This window comes from Mesorhizobium sp. CA6 (assembly GCF_020165035.1).
Lineage (GTDB): Bacteria > Pseudomonadota > Alphaproteobacteria > Rhizobiales > Rhizobiaceae > Mesorhizobium.
Genome location: NZ_JAIUHI010000024.1, coordinates 28,779 through 53,383, shown reverse-complemented (window position 1 = coordinate 53,383; position 24,605 = coordinate 28,779). Strand labels below are relative to the sequence as shown.

The 24,605-nt window shown below is 63.9% G+C and carries 25 protein-coding genes; 9 read left to right on the top strand and 16 right to left on the bottom strand.

Features of this window, described 5'->3' with window-relative positions:
- Positions 1-5: 5 nt before the first annotated feature.
- Positions 6-413, bottom strand: a complete 408-nt coding sequence (locus LB526_RS26965; protein WP_140845421.1) for a hypothetical protein — start codon at positions 411-413, stop codon at positions 6-8.
- A gap of 347 nt (positions 414-760) precedes the next feature.
- Complete coding sequence (locus tag LB526_RS26960) at positions 761-1,255, bottom strand: cytochrome b (RefSeq protein ID WP_224630373.1); 495 nt, start codon at positions 1,253-1,255, stop codon at positions 761-763.
- 243 nt (positions 1,256-1,498) lie between these two features.
- Here LB526_RS26960 and LB526_RS26955 point away from each other — a divergent pair, with 243 nt between their 5' ends.
- Positions 1,499-2,041, top strand: coding sequence for a J domain-containing protein (locus LB526_RS26955; protein ID WP_224630372.1), 543 nt, complete (start codon positions 1,499-1,501; stop codon positions 2,039-2,041).
- A gap of 636 nt (positions 2,042-2,677) precedes the next feature.
- Here LB526_RS26955 and LB526_RS26950 read toward each other — a convergent pair.
- From LB526_RS26950 to LB526_RS26925, 6 genes are all read right to left on the bottom strand, one after another.
- Positions 2,678-3,523: a hypothetical protein gene (locus LB526_RS26950; RefSeq protein ID WP_224630371.1), complete on the bottom strand. Its 846-nt coding sequence runs from the start codon at positions 3,521-3,523 to the stop codon at positions 2,678-2,680.
- Positions 3,524-3,846: 323 nt separating this feature from the next.
- Positions 3,847-4,098 (bottom strand): hypothetical protein, encoded by a 252-nt coding sequence (locus LB526_RS26945; RefSeq protein WP_224548515.1) that lies wholly within the window; start codon positions 4,096-4,098, stop codon positions 3,847-3,849.
- Positions 4,099-4,217: 119 nt separating this feature from the next.
- The gene (locus LB526_RS26940; protein ID WP_224630370.1) at positions 4,218-4,547 is read right to left on the bottom strand and encodes a hypothetical protein; all 330 of its coding nucleotides are present in this window, start codon (positions 4,545-4,547) and stop codon (positions 4,218-4,220) included.
- Positions 4,548-4,618: 71 nt separating this feature from the next.
- The gene (locus LB526_RS26935) at positions 4,619-5,035 is read right to left on the bottom strand and encodes a TadE/TadG family type IV pilus assembly protein (RefSeq protein WP_224630369.1); all 417 of its coding nucleotides are present in this window, start codon (positions 5,033-5,035) and stop codon (positions 4,619-4,621) included.
- Entirely contained in the window at positions 5,025-5,474 is a 450-nt protein-coding gene (locus LB526_RS26930) for a TadE/TadG family type IV pilus assembly protein (protein ID WP_224630368.1), read from the bottom strand. The genes LB526_RS26935 and LB526_RS26930 overlap by 11 nt, the downstream gene beginning before the upstream one ends.
- Positions 5,471-6,721: a pilus assembly protein TadG-related protein gene (locus LB526_RS26925; RefSeq protein ID WP_140845415.1), complete on the bottom strand. Its 1,251-nt coding sequence runs from the start codon at positions 6,719-6,721 to the stop codon at positions 5,471-5,473. Before LB526_RS26925 ends, LB526_RS26930 begins: the two co-directional genes overlap by 4 nt.
- Before the next feature lie 280 nt (positions 6,722-7,001).
- Between LB526_RS26925 and LB526_RS26920 the strand changes: the two genes are divergently transcribed.
- Positions 7,002-8,219 (top strand): TadE/TadG family type IV pilus assembly protein, encoded by a 1,218-nt coding sequence (locus tag LB526_RS26920; RefSeq protein ID WP_224630367.1) that lies wholly within the window; start codon positions 7,002-7,004, stop codon positions 8,217-8,219.
- Between the two features lie 39 nt (positions 8,220-8,258).
- Here the strand turns inward: LB526_RS26920 and LB526_RS26915 are convergent, their stop codons facing one another.
- Both LB526_RS26915 and LB526_RS26910 read right to left on the bottom strand, forming a co-directional pair.
- Complete coding sequence (locus LB526_RS26915; protein ID WP_140845461.1) at positions 8,259-8,489, bottom strand: hypothetical protein; 231 nt, start codon at positions 8,487-8,489, stop codon at positions 8,259-8,261.
- A 72-nt stretch (positions 8,490-8,561) separates the two neighbouring features.
- Complete coding sequence (locus tag LB526_RS26910) at positions 8,562-8,795, bottom strand: polymerase (protein ID WP_140845413.1); 234 nt, start codon at positions 8,793-8,795, stop codon at positions 8,562-8,564.
- A gap of 379 nt (positions 8,796-9,174) precedes the next feature.
- Here LB526_RS26910 and LB526_RS26905 point away from each other — a divergent pair, with 379 nt between their 5' ends.
- The 4 genes from LB526_RS26905 to LB526_RS26890 all read left to right on the top strand — a co-directional run bounded on the left by LB526_RS26905 (position 9,175) and on the right by LB526_RS26890 (position 13,417).
- A complete protein-coding gene (locus tag LB526_RS26905) occupies positions 9,175-9,555 on the top strand; it encodes a cupin domain-containing protein (protein ID WP_224630366.1) in 381 nt (126 codons plus the stop codon).
- A 270-nt stretch (positions 9,556-9,825) separates the two neighbouring features.
- Positions 9,826-11,088 (top strand): DNA polymerase IV, encoded by a 1,263-nt coding sequence (gene dinB, locus LB526_RS26900; RefSeq protein ID WP_224630365.1) that lies wholly within the window; start codon positions 9,826-9,828, stop codon positions 11,086-11,088.
- A 223-nt stretch (positions 11,089-11,311) separates the two neighbouring features.
- Entirely contained in the window at positions 11,312-12,550 is a 1,239-nt protein-coding gene (locus LB526_RS26895) for a patatin-like phospholipase family protein (protein WP_224630364.1), read from the top strand.
- 162 nt (positions 12,551-12,712) lie between these two features.
- Entirely contained in the window at positions 12,713-13,417 is a 705-nt protein-coding gene (locus LB526_RS26890) for an SDR family oxidoreductase (RefSeq protein ID WP_224529669.1), read from the top strand.
- A 38-nt stretch (positions 13,418-13,455) separates the two neighbouring features.
- Here the strand turns inward: LB526_RS26890 and LB526_RS26885 are convergent, their stop codons facing one another.
- Together LB526_RS26885 and LB526_RS26880 are read right to left on the bottom strand one after the other, a co-directional pair.
- Positions 13,456-13,686, bottom strand: a complete 231-nt coding sequence (locus LB526_RS26885) for a hypothetical protein (protein ID WP_095768274.1) — start codon at positions 13,684-13,686, stop codon at positions 13,456-13,458.
- A 154-nt stretch (positions 13,687-13,840) separates the two neighbouring features.
- On the bottom strand, positions 13,841-14,284 hold the full coding sequence (locus LB526_RS26880) for an SRPBCC family protein (protein WP_095768273.1): 444 nt from the start codon (positions 14,282-14,284) through the stop codon (positions 13,841-13,843).
- Positions 14,285-14,856: 572 nt separating this feature from the next.
- Between LB526_RS26880 and LB526_RS26875 the strand changes: the two genes are divergently transcribed.
- From LB526_RS26875 to LB526_RS26865, 3 genes are read left to right on the top strand one after another with little or no spacing between them, the layout of a single operon-like run.
- Positions 14,857-16,281, top strand: a complete 1,425-nt coding sequence (locus tag LB526_RS26875) for a family 16 glycosylhydrolase (protein WP_140845407.1) — start codon at positions 14,857-14,859, stop codon at positions 16,279-16,281.
- A 12-nt stretch (positions 16,282-16,293) separates the two neighbouring features.
- On the top strand, positions 16,294-18,039 hold the full coding sequence (locus LB526_RS26870) for a type I secretion system permease/ATPase (RefSeq protein WP_224630363.1): 1,746 nt from the start codon (positions 16,294-16,296) through the stop codon (positions 18,037-18,039).
- Complete coding sequence (locus LB526_RS26865) at positions 18,036-19,352, top strand: HlyD family type I secretion periplasmic adaptor subunit (RefSeq protein WP_224630362.1); 1,317 nt, start codon at positions 18,036-18,038, stop codon at positions 19,350-19,352. Before LB526_RS26870 ends, LB526_RS26865 begins: the two co-directional genes overlap by 4 nt.
- 116 nt (positions 19,353-19,468) lie before the next feature.
- Here the strand turns inward: LB526_RS26865 and LB526_RS26860 are convergent, their stop codons facing one another.
- From LB526_RS26860 to LB526_RS26845, 4 genes are read right to left on the bottom strand one after another with little or no spacing between them, the layout of a single operon-like run.
- Complete coding sequence (locus tag LB526_RS26860) at positions 19,469-21,247, bottom strand: ABC transporter ATP-binding protein (protein ID WP_224630361.1); 1,779 nt, start codon at positions 21,245-21,247, stop codon at positions 19,469-19,471.
- On the bottom strand, positions 21,244-22,263 hold the full coding sequence (locus LB526_RS26855) for a glycosyltransferase family 2 protein (protein WP_224548471.1): 1,020 nt from the start codon (positions 22,261-22,263) through the stop codon (positions 21,244-21,246). Before LB526_RS26855 ends, LB526_RS26860 begins: the two co-directional genes overlap by 4 nt.
- Positions 22,260-23,369, bottom strand: a complete 1,110-nt coding sequence (locus tag LB526_RS26850; RefSeq protein ID WP_224630360.1) for a glycosyltransferase family 2 protein — start codon at positions 23,367-23,369, stop codon at positions 22,260-22,262. Before LB526_RS26850 ends, LB526_RS26855 begins: the two co-directional genes overlap by 4 nt.
- A gap of 2 nt (positions 23,370-23,371) precedes the next feature.
- Positions 23,372-24,526: an acyltransferase family protein gene (locus LB526_RS26845; protein ID WP_224529776.1), complete on the bottom strand. Its 1,155-nt coding sequence runs from the start codon at positions 24,524-24,526 to the stop codon at positions 23,372-23,374.
- Positions 24,527-24,605 lie beyond the last annotated feature (79 nt).

Sequence of the window (24,605 nt, the reverse complement as noted above, 5' to 3'; positions counted from 1 at the left end):
CCCAGCTAGCGCGCGGTGGCCGGTGAGGCCGAGCGCACCGTTTCCGTCGACGAGAAGACGACGAAGCCGAAGACCAGCACCGCGGCGGCCACGATCAGCGAGCCGATTGCCACGACCGGCTCGATCTCCGGGTGGCCTCCCGCCAGCATCCAGTAGAGCGCCGGCAGCATGATCACGATGCCGACCGTATAGAGGCCGTAATGGATCATGGCGATGCGGCGCTCGGCCTTGGCCGGGTTGAGCGCATAGTAGCCGCCGAAAATGGCGCTGGTGACCCAGCCAAGAAGGTTGATGTGAGCATGCGCCGGAAAGGCACCGTGATCGCCCGAAATCGCCATCTGTAGTCCGGCGGCGACGCCCAGGACGAGAAAGACGATGGCCGTCTTGAAGAAGAGTTCCGATACCCGTGGCATTTGTTGTCCTCCCAATGCCTTTGTAAACCCGACTCTGCGCAGTCTACATCGTGCGAGCGATATTAGCCATGACGCACCTAAGTCGGTGCGGCCTTCGGGCGAAAGCCGCGAGGTTTGGCGGCGGTTTTGCAAAAAAATGGCTCGCCTCTTTCGAAGCGAGCCGAAAAGGGAGCCGGGCTTGAGGTCGGCTCCATCCAGGTTGCCACCTGAATTCCAAGCAGAGCTAGCGTAACAAAGCCCGGAATTTATTCCACCGCAACGGGGCAAAGGTTTTCCGACACGCGGCCGCTAGCCTTTGCCGATCGGCCATCGCACAGAAGACGCCGCCGGCCCGCATATCTCCCCAATCAGCCGGCGGGCGAAAGCATGCGCTTCAGCGTCCCGTCCCTCAGCCAGAACTGATGGTAGAGCGCCGCCACGACGTGGACAGCGATCATCACGATGAATGCCGGCTTGGCAAGCGAATGAATGTCACCCCAAGGGTCGCCCAGATAGAACGCCAGAAGCCCGATTGCCGGCGTCGCCAGCAACAGCACATAGAACAGGCCGTGCGATACATGCGCGGCGACCCGCATCCATCTCGATCCATGACCGGCGGGGGCCGGCGCGCCGGATACCAGCCTGAGGACCAGTCGAACAAGCACAAGCGCGAGAACGGACAGGCCGACCCAGTAATGAGCTGAGCCCAGCGCCTGGTCGGTGGCCGATACCGGCTGGCCGTCTTCGGCGGCGTCCACGACGACCGTCATGCTCTCACCGAAGAAGAGCTGAAATAAAACCAGCGCTGCAATCAGCCAATGCAGCGCGATCTGAAAAATTGAATATCCACGTCTGGTTTCCATCGCGACCGTTCCCTGAATACAAGGCGTCCTACGCCTTAACGTTGTTGAATAGTCGCGAGGACGATGGCCGAATTTGGCTCGAAAGCTCCCGCAATTGTGGCCACAATCTTACATTTTCGTATGGCGAGCATTCGCGCCGGCCTTGGCGGTTCGAGACTGGGACCGGCACCTTGCAAGCGCGCAGCATTTGGGCAATGCTTGGGCTTGGGGGAATGGTTTCCGTAATTTCGGAAGCGCGATTACATGTTCATCGACTACTACGAAGTTCTGGAAATAAGCCCGAACGCCAATTCCGAGACCATCGAGCGGATCTTCCGCTACTTTGCCATGCGCTATCACCCCGACAATCGGGAAACCGGCAATGAATCGCGCTTCAGCGAGATCGTTGAAGCCAACAATACACTCCGCGACCCCGTCAAGCGGGCTCAATACGATATCCTTTACCGCGAGCATCTGGGTCTTCGTCATGAACTCACCGAGGGAGCGCGCGACGGCGGCGGCATCGAGCGGGATTCCGTCATCCAGGCCAATCTGCTGTCGCTTCTCTATGTGAGGCGCCGGCGGGACGTCAACAATCCGGGCATCGGCGACGACGAACTCGAGCGCCTGTCCGGTTGCCCCCGCGAGCACCTGGAGTTCCACCTGTGGTACCTCAAGTCGAAGGGCTTCATCGGCAGGACGGAGAACGGCACGTTCGCGATCACCGTGGAAGGCATAGATCACGCCGGGGTCAAGCAGGGCCGGAATCGCCCTGACGCCACCCGCCTGCTCGATCACGCCGAATGAGCCCGGTTTGCGTCGCCCTGATCGTCAAAGGTCCGCCTGCTGGCCTGAACCAGCGGCGGGCACGACGAAGGAACAGCTACATCCCGCAGGAATCGACCGTCCTCTCCTCACCTCCCGTATCTGGGCGGTTCCACCGGGGCCGCGGAGCATGCCATGCGCCTTGGAGGGCAGAACAGCATCGGTGACTTAGGCGCTGTGCGCCATCGAATACAAGGCGACTGAGGTCTGGCGCACTGCCGCAATTGGCACGGCTTGCGACGGCAAAGGCAGTCGCGAATGAAGGCACCGCCGGAGCTTGCTCTTGTGTGATGCAGTCCGTTCCTGGCCGGTGCGAGATCAAAGGGATTGCCTGCCCGCCCTGCCGGCGATAAACATGTCGTAGCACGATATATTATCCCGCGGCGCGCAGTAGAGCGTCCGCAAGCCGGCGTCTCGGTTTCGACCGCCGGCCACCCGGAAAACAGGTGGCAACCTGGTGCGGGATCAGCACCCGGCAATGGGGCTCCCGCTTTGGCTCGTCTCGACTGAGGCGAGCCATTTTTCTGCAGGAGACGGCGCGCCCGTCGCCCTGTCAACAAAAAACCGCCGGGCGAGGCCCGGCGGCTTTCGCTCGCCCTCCGGTCGGTTCGTCCGGCCTTATGGGGTTGTTGTGGTTGTCGCCGTGGCCGCGGCTTGCGCGTCGATCTTGCCCGCCAAAGTATCCTTGGCCCAGGCGGTGACGTCGGCGTCGACTGGCTTGTTGGCCATGTCGGCAAGGGCAGCGTCCAGCGACGCATCGGTGGGAGGCGGCGCGCTGTCAACCGCGGCCTGCGCATCGGCGATCGCCTGGGCATCGGTGGTGCTGATTGCCGCGTTCTGGGCGTCGATCTGCCCCTGAACGTCAGCGATCTGCGCATCGAGAGCCGCCTGCTGTTCGGGCGTGAAGCCCGTTGTGTCGGTCGCGTTGAGGTCGGCGAGTTGCTGAGTGAGGTCGGCCAGCTTGCTCTGGTCGGCGGCCAGTTGGGCGTTTGCCGCGTCGAGGTTGGCCTGGGCGTTCTTGGCTGCCGCGGCCTGCGTCACGTAAGCCTGGACGCCGGCGAACTTCTTGCTCTTGGAATTCATATAAGCGTTGATGTTGCGCTGCAGCGAGTTCAGCCGGCCGAGCTTGGCGTGAATGTTCTTGTCCTTGGGCGTGGCAGACGTGGTCGTATCGTCAGTCGTCGCGTCATCGGTCGAGTCATCCGACGCGCTGGCATCGGCGCTCTTGTTGTGGCCCGGAGCCGAGGCCGAGTTGCCGTGCGAGGCGCCGCTCTTGCCGCTGCCCCCGCCATTTCCATGACCGCCGCCGTTACCGTTTCCGTTGCCGCCGCCGTTTCCGTTGCCGCCGCCATGGCTGCCGCCATTGCCGTGGCCGCCGCCGTTACCGCCGGCGCCGGCAAGCGCGGGGGCGGTCGCGAGCGCGAGAATGGCCAGGGATGCCAGAAGTGTCTTTCGCAATGTCATTGTGCTTCTCCGCAGATGAATTGTCACTATGGCCCAACCGCTAGGCAGCCTCTTATGAGAATTTCCTAATGGCGTCGGATAAACTTTAAGCAACTGCGGTCGCGAAATGAGAGCATAGCCGCGGCCTCTCCGCAATTTTCCCAAAATACCAGGTTAACCCGTTGAAATTTAACGTAAATACAAAGGGCTTAGAATCTGTGGGCCGTTTGGAACAAAGAAGGCCCTTGTCTCGCCAGACCATGGTCCCAAGAGGCAATTGCCGCCGCGACAATCCCCTGCAATCGGATCACCTGCGCCTTTGGAACCCTGCCGAAAGGTCGGGGTTAAACAAGCGAAGGGACATTGCCTAAAAGGACAGTCACCATGAAACGAATTCTTCTCGTTGCCGCCTTTGTTGCTTTGTCCGGTGGTCTGGCGACGGCGCAGTCGGGCACGACATCGGGCAGCTCATCGACATCGTCATCCACCACAACGACGATGCCCAGCAGCCAGGGCACAGACACGACCACGACGAACTCGACCAATTCGAATTCAGCGAAGGACTGCGCGCCTGGGCAACAGACCGGCAGTGCCAAGCAGGCGGCGCCTGGCCAACAGGATACGAGCGCCAAATCCAACGCTCCCGGCCAGATGAAAACCACAACGGAAGGCTGCTAGCCACCAGGCACAAGTGGGGCTGGCTTTTTGCCGGCCATCAAGCGGAAGGATTTGGATCTTCCGTGCCATCAGTCTCGGTCGGCGTGTCGGTTGCCGTCTCCGGCTCCTGACCTTCGCCTGAACCGGTCGGGGAAAGCACGGTCAGGTCCATCCGGGCGATCCGGGACGCGGATTTTCCTTGGGCATTCGGCTCGCCGATGTCCGTCTCAAAGACCGAGGCTTTCGCGAGGTGGCCGACGCTTTCGGCGCGCTTGCCCGGGAAAGTTTCCGACGCCTGGGGTCTGCTCGCTTGATGCACGGCGCCTGGGCCGTGCTGGCTTCCAACAAGAGAGGTCATGGCTGCGCTCCTGATATTGGATGACAGCAACCCCTAGCATTCCTGGCTGGCGCCAGCCTTGCAGCTTTTTAGAGAATCCTAAGGTACATCCGTTCGTCCCTCTAGCTGCTGACCAGGGGCACGGTCACCGAGGTGGTGTAGCTGATCGGGTAATTGCTGAAATAGGGAAAGCTGATGACAAAGGCATAGCTGGCGTTGACGTGTGCCATGCGGAACCCGCCGCTCGCCGGATCGGTGGTGATGGTGACGTTCACATTCCGCAGGCCAAGCGCCTGAAGCTTCTGTGTGGCGATGGCCTGGATGTCGGCCTGCGTCAGCGTGTTGTTGAGCTGCAGGGAGCGCGCCGAGGCTTCGAGCGCGTAGCGCACGCTGGATACGCTGTTCATCGACCAGCCGAAGGCGAAGATGCCGAACAGGAGCATGATGAGAAAAGGCGCGACCAGGGCGAATTCGAGACCGGCGCCGCCCGCCTCATTAGCCGCAAATGCCGAAAGCCGGAGCCTTTGTTTAGCGCACACGGACCACCTGCACATGGCCGATCGCGGTATTGTCTGGGTATGGACCAAAGGTGAAGGGCGGGATCCAGGTGCCGGATGCCTGAATCTGGACGTAGACGGACGGCGCTTTCGGTCCACTGCATAAGGTCGACGCATCGACCACGGTGGTCCCACACTTATAGATGCGACTAATCGTAACCTGCGCGTCGGAAGGCTTGTTCTCCCAGCTCGACAGCGCGACAGTCTGGGTCGCGCTGTCGTCAGCGGAGCCAGCCATCACGAGGTTGGCCGCCGTTTTCACACCGGCGCGCATCGACAGCGAACCCGCGACATAGGACCAGCCGTCCATGATTCCGAGCAAGGCCGCGCACAAGACAGGCAAGACAAACGCGAGTTCCACCGCGGCGATGCCCGATTCATCGCGAATGGCCGGCATCAGTCGACGGGCAGCGGATTTCACTCTACCACCGCAACCGCCTGAGCGGCCGGGATGTCCTTCATCCCGAGGCTCGAGCAGTCCTGGTTGATGGTCGAGTTGCCCGACCACTGGATGGTATCGGCAACGACCTGGGTGCAGCCATTCACGCCCGAGAAATTGCCAAGATAGTTGACCTGTTGCCTGGGGAAGTAGATCGCGCCGGTCAAAAGCGAAGTCGCGGTGCCGTTGAAGGTGCTCTGCGCGGCGGTCCCCGTCCGGTCGCCATAGAACAGCACGCCGGAATAGGTGCCCGTAGTCGGGGCGGCCAGCGTCACGGTGGCGTTGCCGTTCATGCTGACAGTGTTGCTGCCGGCCATGAAGATCGTAACGTCGCTGCCTTGGATGACGGCACCCGCATTGATCTTCAAGTCGCCCTGGACGACGTAGACACCGGGGGAAAGCGTGATGTTGCCGTTGAGGCTCATGCCGCTGCAGTAGGTCCCGGGCTGGATCGTTTGCGTCGTCTTGTTGCCGTTGATCTTCTGGCATGGGGTCGTGGTCGCGGGAGCCGGCAAGCTGGCGAACGGATCGGCCGCCGGCAGCGCCTGGGTGATCGGGGCCTTGCAGACCATCGGCACCGGATTGTTCAGCACGACGCCGCCGGCCGAAATCAGGCAATCGGCCTGAAGCCCCGCCGACCCCTGCACCTTGATGGCATCGTTGGCGATCGAATTCGCCATGATGACGCAGCCGGCCAGTTTGACGCTGGTGCTGCCGGAGAAAAGTGCTGCCTGGGAGGCCGACGGATTGAGCGCTTCGATGCAAGCTTTGGAGGCGTCGGTGATCAGCGCCACCGCCCTCGCCCGCTCCGGTACTTTTGTCTGAGTGAAGATGGACGTGAAGATCCGGTCGAGATCCTGGTTGAGGATGACCTCGACCGCCTTCTTGGCCGTGTTCGGTCCCGACGCCGGCGGGGTGTTGACGACAATGGTGCCCGCACCAAGGCCATTCGAGGCGGCCGATGACGCGGCGGCGGCGGTGATGGCATCCGTGTTGGATCCGGCGATCTTTTCCAACGCGCCGGCATAGGCGGCCGCGTCGGCGATCGCCTGCAGCTTCAGGCTCGAATAGTACCAGTAGGAGGTCTCGACGCCGAGCCCGGCGCCGCCGACGACGACCGGCAGGGTGAGCGCGAAAATGGTGGCGACATTGCCGCTCTTGCCTTCGCAAAAGCGTCGAGAGCCGCGTCGAGAAAAAAGATTTCTGATGAACCGACCTGAAAAGGCCATGGCCGAGCGCACCCAAGCTATCCCAGCCGTTACGTCATCATTGCCGTATGAACGAATGCCTAATTATTTCGCTCGATTTTTGCCGGTGGGACCCTAGCGCTCCGCTGCCTCCGCCTTGCGCCGCACGCACTAAGACTTAAGGCCTATAAAAGATCGGACTTAAGGTTTAAGCGTCGGTAAAACCATGCATTTTAGCTCTCTCTGCATTTTATCTATTTTGGAAATCGACCGTAGAGACGGCGCGCATATCACTCTCGGACATATGACGAGGGCGAGCTCCATGTTGGGACGTTTTTTGGCATCGAGGGGCGGCAACTTTGCGATCGCAGCCGCGGTCGCCATGGTGCCGCTTATGCTTGGCGTGGCGGCATCCATCGACCTGATAGGCACGAGCGACGACGCCGCGCAGTTGCAGAACTCGCTGGACGCGGCCGGCTTGGCGATCGGCACGAAATACCTGCCAGGCATGTCGGCAAGCGACGTGCAGCAACTCGGCCAGACCTTCTTCGCCGCCAATATGAGCGCAGCCGACGCGCAGGAACTATCGGGCAGCCTCGCCGCCTTCCAGGCCAGCGCGAGCGGCGGTCCGGGCGCCTATTTCATTTCGCTGTCGTCGAGCGTCAGCCGGCCGGCCTTCATCAGCGGCATGCCGGCCTGGCAGGCGACGCGCACCGCCTCGGTCAAGCTCAAGCCCGGCGCGCAAGCCTGCGTGCTCGCGCTCGATCAGCACGCCGACGGCGCGGTCAACCTGCAGGGCTCGACCAATGTGGCGATGAACGGCTGCGTGATCGCGGCCAATTCAGACGCGCCCGACGCCGTCAATCGCGGCGGATCGGCGATCGTCAGCGCCGGCTGCGTCTCGACAGTCGGCGGCACGCAAGGGCTGACGCCGCCGAACGCCACGCTTTCCTGCGGCGCGCCGCATGAGAACCAGTATGCTTCGTTCGATCCGCTGGCCGACGTCGTTCCTCCCGCCTATACGCTGTGCCTGCCGGTGCCCAATGGCAAAACGGTGACGCTCTCGCCGGGTACCTATTGCGACAAGACCTTGTCGGGAAAGATCACCCTCAATCCGGGCACCTACATCATGCGCAACGTCACCATAAAGCCGGGCGGCAACGGCAGCCTGAGCGGCCAGGGCGTGACGATCTTCCTGATGGAGAACTCACAACTCTATATCAACGCCAACGAGCAGGTGAACCTGTCGCCGCCCACCAGTGGCCCCTACGCCGGAATCACCATCTACCAGGCTCACGGCAACACACAGGCGCTGACGCTGAACGGCGGATCGGGCTCCGTGGTCAGCGGCTTCATCTACGCCCCGGACGCCGTCATCACCTATGCCGGAAATTCGGACATGAACGCCCAGGGCAGTTGCCTGCGGCTGGTCGGCGATACCATCTCGATGACGGGGAACTCGGCCGTGAAGTCGGATTGCACGGCCGAACTCGGAGGCCGGGCGGCGTATGCGGGCCGGATGATCACCCTGGCGAAATGAGCACCAACCTCCTCCGCCAGGAGGAGGACGAGATTGCGCCTAGCCGACAATATCCGCACCCGCTCGCTCGTCGAAGAGCACGGCGCAGCCGCGCTTGAGAGCGACCTGCGTCAAGGCGTTGGCCGCATCCTCATCCGACGAGACGAAATCGCCGGTCAGGACGCGCAACTCCTCGACGGCCCTCGACATCGGCACGATACGGCCGGCCGAACGGTCGCTCACGCAGGCGTCGATGACGCACAGAAGATCGATGAGTTCGAAATTGTCCATGGCGGCCTCCGCCAGCGCCATCCCTTCGCTCCGTCAACGGCCCGGGGCGCGGACTGGTTCCCGCGCCCGGCTTCATCCGCGCGGCCTGGCGGGCGCGAGCTTGAGGTCGAAGCGGGCCGGCAGGCACGGCTCGAGGCAGGCTCGGCGCAGCGATCCGGTCGCAATCGTATCGACCGGGAGAAGGATCACCATACGGGCCTGGCGCTCGGGCCAGAGCGGCCTGCCGAAGACGAAGAAGACGCCGCCGACCAGGCCGGCCAGAAGCAGTGCGGCAAACAGATTGGCGATCATCTTACCGGGTTGCACGGCCCTCAACTCCAGGAGCGGTTTCAGGGAAAGGCGTGCCCGCCATATCGCAGGAATAGCGGGCACGCCGTGGTCAACCGCCGATGAAGGGACTTTGTCCGGCGGCTTGCTAGCCAATGATTTTGGTGCCGTCGTTGTTTCCTGAAAATAGGCGTGTCGGGCCTCTGCGTTCGTGCGATGGGACTTCGGTCCGAAGATGGCCCGGGACCGTCGCCCGAGGGCCTGGAATATCCACCTTCCACGACAATGCGCCAAGCGTTCGGCTGAGCTCGCGGTCACCTCTATTAATTAGCAATCGCTCATAATAAGGCTTTTGAATACACTCGCGGTCGCCGACGATCGCAACGTCAGGCGCCGCTTCACACATGGGAGGGATACCATGGCCGAAGTTGCAATGAAGGTGACGAAACTCGAATCCAAATCGCACAACAATCCCGATGAGATCCGCGCGCCCGCCAAGACGCGTGTCGAGATCGTCCGGCTCCCGGGCTATACGCTCGGGCGGATGAACATGCAGCCGGGCTGGAAATGGTCCGAATGCGTGAAGCCGGTGGTCAAGACCGACAGCTGCCAGGTCTCGCATGTCGGCTATGCCGTGTCCGGCTCGATCACCGTACGGATGACCGACGGCACGCAAAAGACCATCGAGGCGGGCACTTCCTACACCATCCCGCCCGGCCACGACGCCTGGGTGGAAGGCAACCAGCCGTTCCAATGCATCGAGGTGCTGAGCGCCGAAGAATACGCCAAGCCGGCATAGCGCAGACAGTCGCAATTTACGTTCAGAAGCGAAGGAAGGATCGCCTCGCGAGGCGATCCCTCCTCATGCTGCGGCGGCGTGTCCCGCGCAAAGGTCATGCGCACAACCGGCGTTCTATCTGTGGCTGCGTCCCCAGTTGTGGAAACCTGCACGGCCAAGCGTGGTGGCTTGACAAAGAGCTTCTTTTGTTCTCTTTATGTTCCGTTAATTCCCCTTACAAAAGACGCAGCTAATGCTGCAATGCCACACAAATGGCCAAGGGAGCGCGCGATGGCCGCCACGAACACCGCCGCGGCCGCCACCATCCTGCACGCTGACCTCGACGCCTTCTACGCCTCGGTCGAGCAGCTGCTCGATCCGTCATTGCGTGGCAAGCCGATCGCCGTCGGCGGAGGCGTGGTGCTGGCGGCCTCCTATGAGGCGAAAATCTTTGGCGTGCGCGGCGGCATGCCGGGCCGCAAAGCGCGCGAGCTCTGCCCTCATCTCATCTTCGTCGGCGGTCATTTTTCCGAATACCAGCGCCTCGGCGACGCCGCGATCAAGGTGCTCGACGACTTCACGCCGGCGGTCGAGCGCATCTCGATCGACGAGGCTTTTGCCGACGTCGCCGGCTGCACGCATCTGTTCGGATCGCCGCAAGAGATCGCGCGAAAAATCCGCGAGCGGGTGAAGGCCGAACTCGGTCTGCCGATCTCGATCGGCGTGGCGCGGACCAAGCATCTGGCCAAGATCGCCTCGCAGGTAGCCAAGCCCGACGGGCTGGTGGTGGTCGAGCCCGGCAGCGAGCTCGCCTTCCTGCACGACCTGCCTGTCACGCTGATGTGGGGTGTCGGCCCGGCGACCAAGGCCAGGCTGGCCGAAATCGGCGTCGAGACGATCGGGCAGCTGGCGCGCACCCATAGCGGCGCGCTGGAGCGGCTGATCGGCCATGCCGCCGGCCAGAAGCTTGCCGCGCTCGCCTGGAACCGCGACCCGCGAAAACTCGAGGCACACCGCCGCGCGCATTCTGCCGGCGCGCAATCGGCGCTCGGCAGGAAGCCGGCAGTGCCGCGCGTCTTCGTGCCGACGCTCCTGCATCTGGCCGACCGCGTGGCCAGCCGGTTGCGCGCCAAGGACCGGCCCGGGCGCACAGTGACGGTGCGGGTACGCTTCGCCGATCTGCGCGCTGTGAGCCGCTCGATCACCCTCGACCACCCGATCCAGGCGACCGCGATGCTGGCGGAGATCGCCGAGGAACTGGTGCGCGGCGTGCTTGCCGCCCATCCGGGCGAGAGGGACATCTCGCTGCTCGCCATCTCTGTCTCGCATCTGGAGGAGCATGCCGAGCTGCAGCTCGAACTGCCGCTCGGGCTGGCGGACGAGAAGCTGAGGCCCGGCAGCCGCAAAGGCCTGGCGCGCTTCGGCGCCGACCGGGCGGTGGACAAGATCCGCCAGCGCTTCGGCAAGGAGGCGGTCGGCTACGGCACGGTAGCGCTGGAAGGTCCGCGCTCGGTGCCGGACGGGTTTAGGGAATTGGCCGAGAAGGAGCTGTGAGTGGCTGAGGCATCTCCTCTGGCGCCATTGGAGATTGACGAAAGCCTACGCGCCGTCCGTGCGCTGCGTACCAACCGCTTCGGGTAATCTCCCCGTCCGTCGGCGCGGGCCGATTTCCAATCTGTGAAGTTACGCGTTCCCCCACTTGCAAGAATGTCGGTGCTGGGCTCGATTGCGCAAAGCCAGGCTTAAGGACGCCGGACGGACAGGCAAGGGGGCCGCGATGGAGCCGATTGCGGCTGGATCACCACCGGACGCGGATGGCAGCGCGCCCGAGCGCTATGATCTCGGCCTCTGCCTGTCGGGCGGCGGCTACCGCGCCATGCTGTTTCATGCCGGCGCGCTATGCCGCCTCAACGAGGCCGGGCTGCTCCAGAAACTCGACATGGTAAGCTCGGTCTCGGGCGGCTCGATAGCCGCCGGGCTGCTGGCGGTACTTTGGCCGCGTTTCGCCTTCGTCAACGGTGTCGCCGCCAATTTCGATATCTATCTGGACAGGATACTGGAGTTCTCGCAAGTCTTCCTCGACGCGCCGTCGATCTTCAAGGGCCTGCTCAACCCGTTTTCGAGCGCGGCGCGCGAAGTCGCCGCCTGCTACGAGAGACATTTGTTCGACGGCTCAAGGCCGATGCTGAAGAGCCTGCCGGAAAAACCCTGGTTCGTGTTCTGCTCCAGCAATCTCGGCACCGGCTCGCTGTTCCGGCTGTCGCGGCGCTACATCGCCGACTATCGCATCGGCGTCGCCTACCAGGCCGACCTGCCGGTAGCTCTCGCGGTTGCCGCCTCCTCGGCCTTCCCGCCTTTCCTGTCGCCGCTGCGGCTCGACCTCACGCCCTTCGCGTGGAAGAACGACAAGCTCGACCCCTCTGTCGGCCCGCCGGTGCCGCCGCGGCGCGCCGTGCTCACCGATGGCGGCGTCTACGACAATCACGGCATCGAGCCGGCGCTGAAACGCTGCCGCTGGCTGCTGGTCAGCGACGCCGGCGCGCCGTGGCAGGCTTCGAGCGCCGGCTACCGGAACTGGTTCTCGCAGTTGAAACGCGTGCTCGACACCACCGACAACCAGGTGCGCTCGCTCAGGCGCCGGGATCTGGTGGCGCGTTTCCAGGCGGCCAAGGACGCCGACGATCGTGGCCTGGCCAATAACGCGACCCGGCCCGGCTATGCCGCGACGCGCGGCGTCTTCTGGTCGATCGCCAGCAAGCCCGACACGGCCGAGCCGACCTTCGTGCAGACCGCCACCACCGCGCCTGCCGATATCGGCACCTCGCTGCATTTCCTAGGCAGCGAAGAGACGGTCGATCTGGTGAACTGGGGCTATTGCGCCGCCGACCAGGCGCTGCGGGGCTGGTACGAGCCGGCAGTGGCTGCCGGCAAGGGCGTGCCGCTGAAAGCGGGTGACGTGAAGCCCGGCCGCTGCGCGCGAGTGTCGAAGACGCTGATGAGCATGTTCAAGGTTTGAGGGTGCTCGAACTGCCAATTTCCCCCTTGTGGGGGAGATTGGCAAGTTCCGCCGCCTTCGCCAATTATCAATCGCCTTGGCGCAATCCAATCCGGTTCATCCCCTGCCCTGCGCATGCTAACAGGGTCGCTTTCAACCCAAACACCCGGGATGGACAGCGACATGGCGATAGACAAAGTAGCTTTGGTGACGGCGGGCGGCAGCGGCATGGGCGCAGCGGCAGCCAGGCGCCTGGCGGCGGACGGATTCAAGGTCGGCGTGCTGTCCTCTTCCGGCAAAGGCGAAGCGCTGGGCAACGAGCTCGGCGGCTTCGGCGTCACCGGCTCCAACCAGTCGAATGAGGATCTGAAGCGCCTTACCGATGGCGCGGTGGAACGCTGGGGCCGCATCGACGTGCTGGTCAACAGCGCCGGCCACGGGCCGCGTGCGCAGATCATCGAGATCAGCGACGAGGACTGGCACAAGGGCATCGACACGTATTTCCTCAACGCCGTGCGCCCGACCCGGCTGGTGACGCCGGTGATGCAGAAGCAGAAGGGTGGCGTTATCATCAATATCTCGACCGCGTGGACGTTCGAGCCGAGCGCGATGTTCCCGACGTCGGCCGTGGCGCGCGCCGGGCTTGCCGCCTACACCAAGATCTTCGCCGACACTTATGCCCCCGACAACATCCGCATGAACAATGTGCTGCCGGGCTGGATCGACAGCTTGCCGGCGACGAACGAGCGCCGCGACAGCGTGCCGATGAAGCGCTACGGCACTTCGGATGAGATCGCCGCGACGATCTCGTTCCTGGCCTCGGACGGAGCCGCCTACATCACCGGACAGAACATCCGCGTCGATGGCGGCATCACAAGAGCAGTGTGAAAGGAGCGGTGTGAGGCAAAGAGGACGCCGCCCCTAGATCATCCGGGCCTGCGGGAATTGAGAACCCACAGAAAGACTATCGAGGCGACCAGGACGATCGAATTGCCGACCACGATGTTCCAAAAACGTGTCGGATCGTCCGCCAGAGCGACCCAATGCAACTTGCCGCGGACTTCGCCTGTCTTGATGCCGCAGGCAATGTTGTAGATCGCGATGGCGGCGAGCGCCGCCATCAGGACAAACAGGTCATTGTTCTTGTTGCGATCCATGGAAGCGGCTTTTAACAGCACTTGGTGAAATTTTGCTTACCTTGGGTAAGGCGGCGGCCGGAAGACCGACCGCCGCCCGCTCTCATTTTGACGCACCAGAAGGTTACGGCGAAGGGCGCCGGAATCTACGCACTTTTCCTGGAATTGCTCCGACTTACTGGTTGATCTCAGGCTCGACGAGCTTGGCCAGGTTGCGCAGCGATTCCTGCCAGCCGAGATAGCAGGCCTCGGCGGGGATGGCGTCCGGGATGCCGGCCTGGGTGATGTTGACCTCGGTGCCTACCGAAACCTTCTTAAGGATCACGGTCACCTCTATCTGGCCCGGCAGGTTGGGATCGTCGAAGCGGTCCGTGTAGCGCAGGCGCTCGCTCGGAACCAGCTCGACAAATTCGCCGCCGAAGGAATGGCTGTCGCCGGTGGTGAAGTTGCGGAAGGACATCTTGTAGGCGCCGCCGACCTTGCCCTCGAACTCGTGGACCGTGCAAGTAAAACCGTTTGGCGGCAGCCATTTCGCCAGCGCATCAGCCTCGACGAACGCGCGGTAAACCTTCTCCGGCTTGGTCGCCAGGACGCGGTGCAGTTGAATGGTGCTCGGCATGTCTCGATATCCTCTCTTCGTTGATCGATGCCCCAAGGACGGGCAGCCCTCAGCCGATCCGACAGAGGCTGTCAAATTTTGTGGCGCGCGGCTACCCTGCCACCCTTGCAGCGGAGGCTGCGGACGTGAGCGCTTCGATCAGGCTGGGCATCGTCGGTGGCGCGGGCTGGCTGGGCGCAATGTGCCGCGATGTGCGACGTCGTTGGCCATCGCTGTTCGTTCGGTCGATCGCTTTTGTCGAGCAAACCGAAATCGGATTCCGGCTCGAATATCCAACGTCGAACATATGGCGACTCAGCCCTTGCTCACCGCGCGCAGCCGCTGGTCGATGGCGGTCACGCGCGGCATCTTGCCCATATTTCAGCATGAGCCTCGCAATATTGAGTAAAATTGAGTAATTCGGGGTGTAATTATCGCGCATAAATTGTATTAGAAACCCCTTGTTATGTCTATTTCTAATCATTATCGATCAGCGGTAATTTTTTATCTGTACTGTGACGCGAATCCTTGGAACCATAGGCCGGCTTGCAGGTTGGCCTGAAAATCAGCCGCCACCAAGAAAGGAGTGTCCGATGAGTTTCGTCGTCAACGCGGTAGGCGTTCCTCTTTATTATAGCGGCGCTTCCAACCATTGGTTTTCGGCAACGTCCGGACCGACATTCAACGGCAGCAGCGGCAACGACTCAATCTGGGCCTCCAGCGGCGTCAACGTCACCATGTATGGCGGCCAAGGCGACGACATCTATTACCTCTATTCAGCGGGCAACAAGGTGGTCGAGTACGCCGGACAGGGCATCGACACGATCAACACATGGATGAGCTACACGCTGCCGGACAATGTCGAGAACCTCGTCGTCACCAACGCCCACAACTATGCCTTCGGCAATGCGCTGGACAACATCATCACCGCCAAGGCGGGCGGCCAGACGATCGACGGCGGGGCGGGCAACGATGTGCTGATCGATGGCGGCGGCGGCGCGGATGTTTTCATCATCGCGAAGGGCAACGGCAGCGACTCGATCGTCAATTTCGCGTCGAACGATGCTGTGCGGCTCGATGGTTACGGATTCACTTCGTTCGCCGCCGTCCACAATGCCATGATCCAGGCGGGGCCTAATGTGGTGCTGAACCTCGGATCGGGCGAAATCCTCGAATTCAAGAACACCACGATCGACAAATTCCAGCCCAACCAGTTCCAGCTGCCGATCGACAAATCCGGCATGACGCTGTCCTTCAGCGACGAGTTCAACACGCTGAACCTGCACAACAGCCAGGGCGGCACCTGGGATACCAACTTCTGGTGGGGGGCGCCGAACGGCAGCACGCTAACGCGCAATGGCGAGCTGCAGTGGTATATCGACGCCAATTACGCCCCGACCAGCTCGGTGCATCCGTTCAGTGTGCAGAACGGGGTCCTCACCATCACCGCGGCGCAGGCACCGGCTGACATCAAGCCGCTGATCAACAATTACGAATACACCTCCGGCATCCTGACCACGCATGACTCCTTCTCGCAGACCTATGGCTATTTCGAAATGAGGGCCGACTTGCCGGAACACGCCGGCGCCTGGCCGGCCTTCTGGCTGCTGCCGGAAGACGGCTCCTGGCCGCCGGAGCTGGACGTGATGGAGATGTACGGACAGAAACCGAATTCGCTGCTGATGACCGCGCACACCAACCAGACGGGCCAGCACACCACGGTCGGATCCACCGTGAACGTCATGGACACCGCCGGCTTCCATACCTATGGCCTCCTTTGGACCCCGGACAAGCTGGTGTGGACCTATGACGGCGTGCAGGTCGCGCAAGCGGCGACGCCGTCCGACATGAACAAGCCGATGTACATGCTGGTCGATCTCGCGATCGGCGGACAAGCCGGCGCGCCGCCCGACCATCTCGCCACGCCGGCCCAGATGAAGATCGACTATATCCACGCCTATACGCTGGATGAGCTGCAGCAGAGCCATTTGAACGTCACGGGCGAACACACAGCCTAGGCGGTCGAGCCAATGTCACAGGAGAGCACTCCGGGTGCGATCAGGCAGGCCGGCGTGCGGCCGATGTTCCTGCGCGCCGTAACCGATGTCGGGCTGTTCTCGCTGCTCATCAACCTTCTGCTCCTGGTCATCCCGCTCTACCTGCTCCAGGTCTATGACCGGGTGCTGCCCTCCTCCAGCGTCGAGACGCTCGTGTATTTGTCGGTCATCGCGGTCGCGGCGCTCGGTTTCCTCGGCTTTCTCGACGCCGTCCGAGCCGTCTACACGCAGCGCGTCGCGGCGACGGTCAATGACAGGCTTGGCGCCAGAGCGTTCGCCGCTTCGCTCGGTTCCGGCAATGCGCCGTCGCCGCTCACCGACCTTGCCTCGGTCTGCGCCTTCATCCGCTCGCGCGGTGTCTCAGTGCTGTTCGACCTGCCCTTTGCGCCGGTCTTCCTCGCCCTGCTCTACCTGATCCATCCGCTGTTGTTCTGGGTGACGCTCGGCGGCGAGGCGCTGCTCGTCGTGCTGGTCTTTGCCAACCAGCTTGCCATCGGCAGGAACGATGCGCTCTCGGCGGAGCGTTCGGCCTTGGCCAGCCGGGCCGAGCAGGTCTTTGCCCGCAACGCCGACACGCTGCGCGCCATGGGCATGGTGGAAAACGCCGCGCGCGCCTGGGGCCGGCATGTGGCGGAAGCGCTTGTCCTGCACGACCGTTCGGCCGGCGCCAACGCCGTCTTCAGCGGCGCTTCGAGAGCGCTGCGCATGATGCTCCAGCTGGCGATCCTCGGCACCGGCGCCTGGCTGGTGCTCAAGGGCGAGATGACGGCCGGCATGATCTTCGCCTCCTCGCTCGTGTCGTCGCGCGCGCTGCAGCCGCTCGACCAATTGATCGGCTCCTGGCGGCAACTCGGTGAGGCGAGGCGTGCCTGGACGCGGCTGGGGACCGCACTCGCGGCGCAACCGGCAGAGACGCGCAAGCTCGTCTTGCCCGACCCGACCGGTGCGATTTCGGCGCAGGATCTTTTCTTCATTGCGCCAAATGCCGCCTTTGGCGTCGAACCGATTCTCAAGCGATTGAGTTTCGCTATTCAGTCCGGCGAAGCGGTGGCGATCGTCGGCCCGAGCGGTGCCGGAAAGTCGACGCTGGCGCGCCTGCTCGTCGGGGCCGCCCAGCCGAGCGGCGGTACGATCAGGATCGACGGCGCGGAGCTCAGGACGTGGGACGAAAACCAGCTCGGCCGGCATATCGGCTATCTGGCGCAGGAGATCGAGCTTTTCCCCGGCTCGATCGCCCACAACATCGCCCGCTTCGACGCGCAGGCCGATGACGCCGCGATCGTGGAGGCAGCAAAGCGCGCTGAGGCGCATGAGCTGATCCTTTCGCTGCGTGACGGCTATCAGACGACGATCGCCGGGACGCTGTCGGGCGGCGAACGGCAGCGGATCGGACTGGCGCGCGCTTTCTACGGCAATCCGCGCATCCTGGTGCTGGATGAGCCGAGCACGCATCTCGACGGCGCCGGAGAGACGGCACTGGAAACGGTGCTCGCGGCGGCCCGCGCTGCGGGCGTCACCACGATCGTGATCACGCATCGCCCTTCGATCGCCACCGCTTGCGACCGTGTGATGGTCTTGCGCGGCGGCGCGATCGAGGCGTTCGGACCGAGCGCCGAGGTGCTGCGCCAGCCGGGCAAGCAGCGGAACACGGTGGTCACAGGATCGTTCGCGCCGACCATCCGCGCCTCACACGGCATCGCCACGGGCCCTGGACGATGACGCAGAGCCTCATCCTCGACGGCCGCCCGCGCACCGACTTCCGGCGCACGGCCTTCGCCGGCTATGCGGCGATCGCGCTGATGGTCGGCGGCTTCGGTTATTGGGCGGCGAGTGCGCCGCTGGCAGGCGCGGTGATCACGCAAGGCACGATCGCGGCGACCAGCGGCAACATCCTCATTCAGCATCGCGAGGGCGGTATCATCAGGCAGTTGCTGGTGCATGAAGGCGACCGCGTGCGGGGGGGCCAGGACCTCATCCTGCTCGACCGGACCGCCGCGGAAGCCGATCTCAACCGGCTGACAAGACAATGGATCGCGCTCAAGGCAAGCGCGGCGCGGCTGGAGGCCGAGCGCGACGGCCTAGCCACGCTGGCGCCGATCGCCGACCCCGCGCCGGCGCCGTTCCAGCAGGAATTCGAAAACCTCATCCGCGAGCAGCAGAAGGAATTCGACGCCAGGCTTGCGCGATTCCGGTCGGAGCAGTCGATCCTGGCGCAGCGCGTCGCGATGCATCGCGAGTCGGTCAAAGGGCTGAACGCGCAGAAGGCCGCAATCGAGCAGCAGGCCGAGGTGGTGAAGAAGGAGCTCGGCATCAAGACCGACCTTCTGAACCGGGGCCTTACCGACCGCAGGGAATATTCGCAGCTTTTGCGCTCGGAGGCCGACCTCGTCGGCCAAGCCGGCGCGCTCGAGGCGGACCTCGCCTCGGCCAGCACGCAGATCGTGGAAGCGGAGGCGCAGACCGAACGCGCGACCACGCAGCGCGTCGAGGAGGCGCTGACGAAGCTCGACGATGTGCGCATCAACCTCGCCGACATCGAGGAGCGGATGCGCGCCGCGCAATCGGTGCTGAAGCGCACGACGATCACTGCGCCGGCGGCGGGCATCGTCGTCTCCTCGACCTATAATTCGCAAGGCAGCGTGGTCACGCCCGGCGAAAAGATCATGGAGATCCTGCCCACGACCTCGGGCCTGGTGGTCGACGCCAGGCTGCGGCCGAAGGACATCGACCAGGTGCATGTCGGCCAGCAGGCAAAGCTCCGGCTGTCGGCGCTCAACGCGCGCCTGACGCCGGAAGTCCCGGCCACGGTGAGCGAGATCTCTGCCGACCGGTTGATCGACGAGGCCACCCACGAACCCTATTTCCGTGCCAGGCTGAAAATCGCTGATGCCCTGCCCCCCGGCGTGAAGGCGGACCAGCTCTATCCCGGCACCCCGGTCGACACCTTCATCAGCACCGGCAACCGGACCTTCTTCGAATATCTGGTACGCCCGATGATGGACTCGTTCGCACGGGCGTTCAGGGAAAGGTAGGGCAGCCCTTCCGGCCGCCTCGGAACGCCGCTTTGCGCCAGAACCGTCCTCGCTTCGGCACATAGGAGGAGGAAGTGATGACGAAGAAGATGCGGGCGAGCCCCTGCTCGGGCTCCTCACTCCGGCCGATACAACTCATCCATACTAAGCTTCGCCATCTCAGTGAACGGCGCCTGTTTCTTCACTCTACCATGCTCCAGGATCACCAGGTCGTCGCAGAACGAGATCGTGCTGCGGTGGTGGCTGATGACGATCGTGGTGCGGCGGCCGGCGCGCGACTTCAGCGTCTCGACGATTGCCGCTTCCGAAAGCCCATCCACCGCGTTGGTGGCCTCGTCGAGGATCAATATGTCGGGGTCGCGTACAAGAGCGCGGGCGAGCGCGATGCGCTGCCTTTGCCCGGCCGAAAGGTTCACCCCGCGATAGCCGACCACCGTCTGGTAGCCTTGCGGTAGCGTTTCGATGAAGCCGTGCGCCTCGGCAAGCTCGGCGGCGCGGCGGGCCTCCTCGAACGTCGCCGTGTCCTTGCCATAGGTGATGTTGTCGAGGATCGTACCGTCGACCAGCTCCAGCTCCTGGCTGGCCAGAGCGATGTGGCGGCGCCAGTCGGCCGGGTCGATCTCGCCGAGCGGCGCGCCGTCGACGAGGATCTTGCCTGCATCCGGCTCGACGAAGCGACAGAGCAGGTTGACGATCGTCGTTTTGCCGGCGCCGGAGCGGCCGATCAACGCCGTCGAGTGCCCGCTCACGATGTCGAAGCTTGCCGCGTGCAGCACCGCCGCGCGCTGCTCCTCATCGGCATAGCTGAAGCTCACGCCCTCGAAGGCGATTTTTTTCGTCAAGGTGGCGAACTGCCGGCTGCCCTCGGGCGGCGCAGGCTTGCCATCGGGATCGAGCAGCCAGGTCACCTCTTCCAGCGAGCCGGAAAGACCCTGCAACTGGCTCCAGGTCATCTGCAAGGCTCTGATATGCGGCTGCAGGCGGTAGAGCAGGATGAGGAAGGCGGCGACCAGCGGGAAACTCAAGCCCGCAAGCCAGGCGCCGATCACCACCGCCAGGAACAGCATGGCGTGCAGAACTTCGGTCAGCGGCCCCAGCGCGCCCTGGCGGTTTGAGAGCAGGAAGGCCGCGCGCCGCACGCCGTCGGATGCCTTTTCGAACGCCGCCTTCTCACGCGCCTCCTGGCCGAAGATGCGGATCAGCCGGCCAGCATGGACGAGATGCAGCATTTGCGAGGCCAAGGCGCTGTTGCGCGCCGAAACATTGCGGCTGGGTGCCCTGAGATGCGCCGACAGCGCCATATGCGCCGCTTGCACCAGCGCCAGCCCCAGCATCACCAGGAGCGTCATCGGCCACGAGAGCAGCAACAGAAAGGCGAGCAGGATGAGCGCCGCCGAGGCGCTGACGATCGCGCTGAGCATACCTTGGATGGCATCCGACGCCCGCCAGGATTCGCTGGAGATGATGTTGAGCAAGCGGCCCGGGCTTTGCCTGAGAAAGAAGGGATAGCCGACATTGAGCAGCCGCTCGGCCAGGGCGCCGCGTATCGCTTGGCTCGCCTTGCCGTAGATATGAGCGGTCAGCACCGAATTGGCGAAAGCGAGCAGGTTCTTGAGCAGGATCGAGCCGAGGATTGCGGCCGAAATCGCAATCAGCCGCTCACGCTCGCCTAGCCCGGCGCCGACCTTCTGCAGGAGGGCGGAGAGGCCGGCCATGCCGGTCGTCTCGCCATGGCCCATGATGATGCCAAGCAGCGGGATGATCAGCCCGATGCCGAGCCCTTCGAGCGCGGCACTTGCAAGTCCGAGCACGACGACGACGGGCATCAGGCCGAGCTGACGCCGTCCGAGCGCGCGCTGCAATATCGACAAGATAGGGGCTTTGGGTTCGATCATCGCGCGCCGGCCTCGGCCCTGGCCTCGGTGGTTTCCTGGGCGGGCCGCTCCTGCCGGTCAGGCCGCCCGGCCAGCACCAGGGCCATGAACTTCGCCGCGCCCGCCAGGTTCATCAGCACGATCGGCCAGTGCGACAGGCTGAGCTCCTGGTCGAAGCGCGGACCGCCGAAGAGCTCGCGCGTGGCCGCCCGCGTTGCCCAGTAAAAGTGACGAAGCAGCCACGGGGCGCGGCGCATATGTTTCAGGCAGAGCGCACCGTTGCCGAAATGATAGTCGCGGTGCAGCCGTTCGATCGCCCCGCGGTCGCGCCTTCCATGATGGTGGAAGATCGTCATATCCGGCACATACTCCACCGCCATACCGGCCAGCATGGCGCGCACCAGGTAATCCGTATCCTCGGCCGAGCGCAGCGCTCCGCCGGCGCCGAAGCGTTCGTCGAAGGGACCGATCAAGGCGGCAACATCGCGATGCATGGTCATGTTGCAGCCGAGCACGAAGCCGCCCGGATGGACGGCGCGCGTCAGCCGCTTGCGCTTTTCGCAGCGATTGATGGTGAAGGGCAGGTCCCCGGCGTCGCCGATCTCGACGCGGCCGCCGCGGATCAGCCATTTCTCGCCACTCGCATAATGCCGCTCGAGATCGACGAGATAGTCGCGGTCGAGCCGGCAATCGTCGTCGACGAAGACCAGCACGCGCCCGCGCGCCCGCGCCATCCCGGCATTGCGCGCCGCCGCCAGTCCGGGCCGTGGCTCACAGATAGCCGTCAGCGCTATATCGGACGCCGTGGCGATCCGCGAGAGATAGTCGGCCGTACCGTCGCGCGAGCCATTGTCGACCACCACCAGCTCGGCGGCGAAGGCAGGATGCGTCCGGCAGGCGGCGCGGATCGAATCGATGCAGGACTTCAGCACCGCCGCGCGATCGCGCGTGCAGACGATGAAAGAGACCTCAGGCCGCTGGCTCGGGCCGGGAGGCGAGCGTAGATGCTGCAGCAGCGGATGGCGATCGGCGTTCATGCCGCCCCCATCCGATAAGGCGCAAGCACGGACGCCGCCGGCGCGGATTTGAAGCGATAGGAGACCCAGTCCGCGCGTTTGCCAGCCCATATCGAAGCCTGGCTCAGCCAGGGCGCCCAGGCGCCGGCGCGCAGCGCGTATTTCTCGCGGCGGCGGATGACGTCCCACTTCGCCGTCAGCGTCAGCAACTCATGCGCCAACGCCGGCCGCTGCTGGTCGTTGACGAGCTGGTAGAGGAAATAGAACAGGTTCAGCGCGCCGGCCTCGAAGCTCGGCCGCGATGCGGCCGGCAACTCGGCGACCCGGTCCTCCAGGCTGCGGATGAACGCGGCCGCGCGGCGCACAGTATCGAACGAAACACTATCGCCAATGGCGCGCAGATCCTGCGTTTCGTCCGCCAGCCCCTCGCGCTCGAGATTTTCGCCGACAATCCGGAGGTGCGTGCGCCGCATCTCGCTTGTATGCAAGCTGGTCACGCTGCCGGGATGCAGGCGGTAGACGAGCAGGCTTTCCGGCATCAGCGCCGCCGGATAGCGGTCGGCCAGCCGCCGGAAGAGATCGAAATCCTCGGCATGGCGGTAGCGGCCATCGTAATGCAGGTCTGCCTCGCCGATGACCCGGCGGTTGTAAACCACCGTCGGGTGCATGAAGATCGTGAAGAACTTCGACAGCACCGGGAGGAGACCGAGGCGGAACACCGGATCCACCCTGCCCCGTGCGACGCGGCCGTGCAGCAGCGTGTCGACAAGCGAGCCGCAGAAGCCGAGTTCGGGCCGCGCGGCAAACAGCGCCGCCTGGCGCGACAGGCGCCAAGGATAGGCAAAATCGTCGGCATCCATCCGCGCCACCAACTCGCCCCGGGCGATTGACAGCCCCTCGTTGAGGCTGGCGACGAGGCCGCGATTCTCGCGCGAGATTATGGCTACGCGGCCGTCCGCCTTGCGGAAGCGCTCCAGGATTTCCAGCGACCTGTCGGTCGATCCGTCATTGATGGCGATGATTTCGAGCCGGTCGTAGTCCTGCCGCAGGATCGATTGGATTGCAGCGCCGACATAGAGCTCGGCATTGTAGATCGGCAGCACGACGGAGATGAGCGGGCGTATCATTGTTAGCTCCGGTCCGTCGGCTGCAGATCGAGCGCCGCTTCTGCGCCGGGATATGTGGCGCCGAACCGCCGGGTCTCGCTCGGCGCACGAGCGCGTGGCCGCGCGATATAGGGAAAATAGCGCTTGAAGCTGTTGAGCGGCTTTTCGAACAGCACCCAGGACAGCGAGGCGACAATCAGCGTGGCGGCGCCCGCGACCAGGAAGCGCCCCGGCCCCTCCTCCGAGACGTTGAGCGGGATCCACGGCTGCGCCTTTACGGTGTAAGCGAGGAGGATCGCGTGATAGAGATAGACGCCGTAGCTGATGCGGCCGAGGAAAAGCAGCGGAGGCAGTTCGGCCAGCCAGCCGAGCGTGCCGGGAAGGCCGTTCGAGCACATCGAGACGATCGCCACCAACGGCACCAGCGGCAGCACCTGCACCAGGAGCCAGCGCGGCCATTCCCATGTCGAGTTCGCCGGCCCCGGATCGGACAAGACGACGAGTAGGAAGAGCGCCACGAAGGCCGGCCAGCCGAACCGCATCCAACGCGGCACGCCGGCGCCCCTGGCGCGACGTACGGCAAGCAGCGCGCCGCAGGCAAGCGCATCCATCGAGGCCGGCGGCAACAGGTCTCGGGCCAGCGCCGGGTTGGCGGCGATCGGCCAGTAGAAGCGGTAGGCGAGCGAAAAGCAGATGAGGCCAATGGTGATCGCCTCGATGCGCCTGCGCGGCGCCAGGAGGACGATCAGCGGCCAGGCGATGTAGAACTGCTCCTCGATGCTGAGGCTCCAGAAATGGCAAAGCAGCCAGGGCGTCCAGTCGTTGCGATGCGCGTACCAGAAGTTCGACAGATAGAGCGCGTGCCAGACGAGCGACGATCCAGCCTGTTCAAGATCGGTAAACCAGACGAAGGCCAGTACCGCGAAATAGGGCGGGAATATTCGGATCGCGCGCCTGGCATAGAAGGAGCGCAGCGCCGATCCAGCCGCGAATTGATCGGCGTCGCGTGCCTCCAGCAAAAGCCTGGTGATCAGGAAGCCGGAAAGCACGAAGAACAGCCGCACTCCGAGATGACCAAGGAAGGACGTGCCGCCGGGCGCGAAGAAATGCGAATAAAGCACAAGCGTGACGGCAGCAGCCCGGAGCGCGTCAAGCTGGAGGTCGCGACCGCCGGGCATCATTCGCAGCCGCTGGTGCTGACGACATGGCCCGGGCCGGCGGCCGCAACATCCGTGCCGGTCAACGGAAAACGCAAGC

Excerpts from the sequence above, each read along its gene's own strand:
- LB526_RS26965 (WP_140845421.1), bottom strand. The coding sequence starts at position 413 with ATGCCACGGGTATCGGAACTCTTCTTCAAGACGGCCATCGTCTTTCTC.
- LB526_RS26960 (WP_224630373.1), bottom strand. The coding sequence starts at position 1,255 with ATGGAAACCAGACGTGGATATTCAATTTTTCAGATCGCGCTGCATTGG.
- LB526_RS26955 (WP_224630372.1), top strand. The coding sequence starts at position 1,499 with ATGTTCATCGACTACTACGAAGTTCTGGAAATAAGCCCGAACGCCAAT.
- LB526_RS26950 (WP_224630371.1), bottom strand. The coding sequence starts at position 3,523 with ATGACATTGCGAAAGACACTTCTGGCATCCCTGGCCATTCTCGCGCTC.
- LB526_RS26925 (WP_140845415.1), bottom strand. The coding sequence starts at position 6,721 with ATGGCCTTTTCAGGTCGGTTCATCAGAAATCTTTTTTCTCGACGCGGC.
- LB526_RS26920 (WP_224630367.1), top strand. The coding sequence starts at position 7,002 with ATGTTGGGACGTTTTTTGGCATCGAGGGGCGGCAACTTTGCGATCGCA.
- LB526_RS26915 (WP_140845461.1), bottom strand. The coding sequence starts at position 8,489 with ATGGACAATTTCGAACTCATCGATCTTCTGTGCGTCATCGACGCCTGC.
- LB526_RS26905 (WP_224630366.1), top strand. The coding sequence starts at position 9,175 with ATGGCCGAAGTTGCAATGAAGGTGACGAAACTCGAATCCAAATCGCAC.
- dinB (WP_224630365.1), top strand. The coding sequence starts at position 9,826 with ATGGCCGCCACGAACACCGCCGCGGCCGCCACCATCCTGCACGCTGAC.
- LB526_RS26895 (WP_224630364.1), top strand. The coding sequence starts at position 11,312 with ATGGAGCCGATTGCGGCTGGATCACCACCGGACGCGGATGGCAGCGCG.
- LB526_RS26890 (WP_224529669.1), top strand. The coding sequence starts at position 12,713 with ATGGCGATAGACAAAGTAGCTTTGGTGACGGCGGGCGGCAGCGGCATG.
- LB526_RS26885 (WP_095768274.1), bottom strand. The coding sequence starts at position 13,686 with ATGGATCGCAACAAGAACAATGACCTGTTTGTCCTGATGGCGGCGCTC.
- LB526_RS26880 (WP_095768273.1), bottom strand. The coding sequence starts at position 14,284 with ATGCCGAGCACCATTCAACTGCACCGCGTCCTGGCGACCAAGCCGGAG.
- LB526_RS26875 (WP_140845407.1), top strand. The coding sequence starts at position 14,857 with ATGAGTTTCGTCGTCAACGCGGTAGGCGTTCCTCTTTATTATAGCGGC.
- LB526_RS26870 (WP_224630363.1), top strand. The coding sequence starts at position 16,294 with ATGTCACAGGAGAGCACTCCGGGTGCGATCAGGCAGGCCGGCGTGCGG.
- LB526_RS26865 (WP_224630362.1), top strand. The coding sequence starts at position 18,036 with ATGACGCAGAGCCTCATCCTCGACGGCCGCCCGCGCACCGACTTCCGG.
- LB526_RS26860 (WP_224630361.1), bottom strand. The coding sequence starts at position 21,247 with ATGATCGAACCCAAAGCCCCTATCTTGTCGATATTGCAGCGCGCGCTC.
- LB526_RS26855 (WP_224548471.1), bottom strand. The coding sequence starts at position 22,263 with ATGAACGCCGATCGCCATCCGCTGCTGCAGCATCTACGCTCGCCTCCC.
- LB526_RS26850 (WP_224630360.1), bottom strand. The coding sequence starts at position 23,369 with ATGATACGCCCGCTCATCTCCGTCGTGCTGCCGATCTACAATGCCGAG.
- LB526_RS26845 (WP_224529776.1), bottom strand. The coding sequence starts at position 24,526 with ATGCCCGGCGGTCGCGACCTCCAGCTTGACGCGCTCCGGGCTGCTGCC.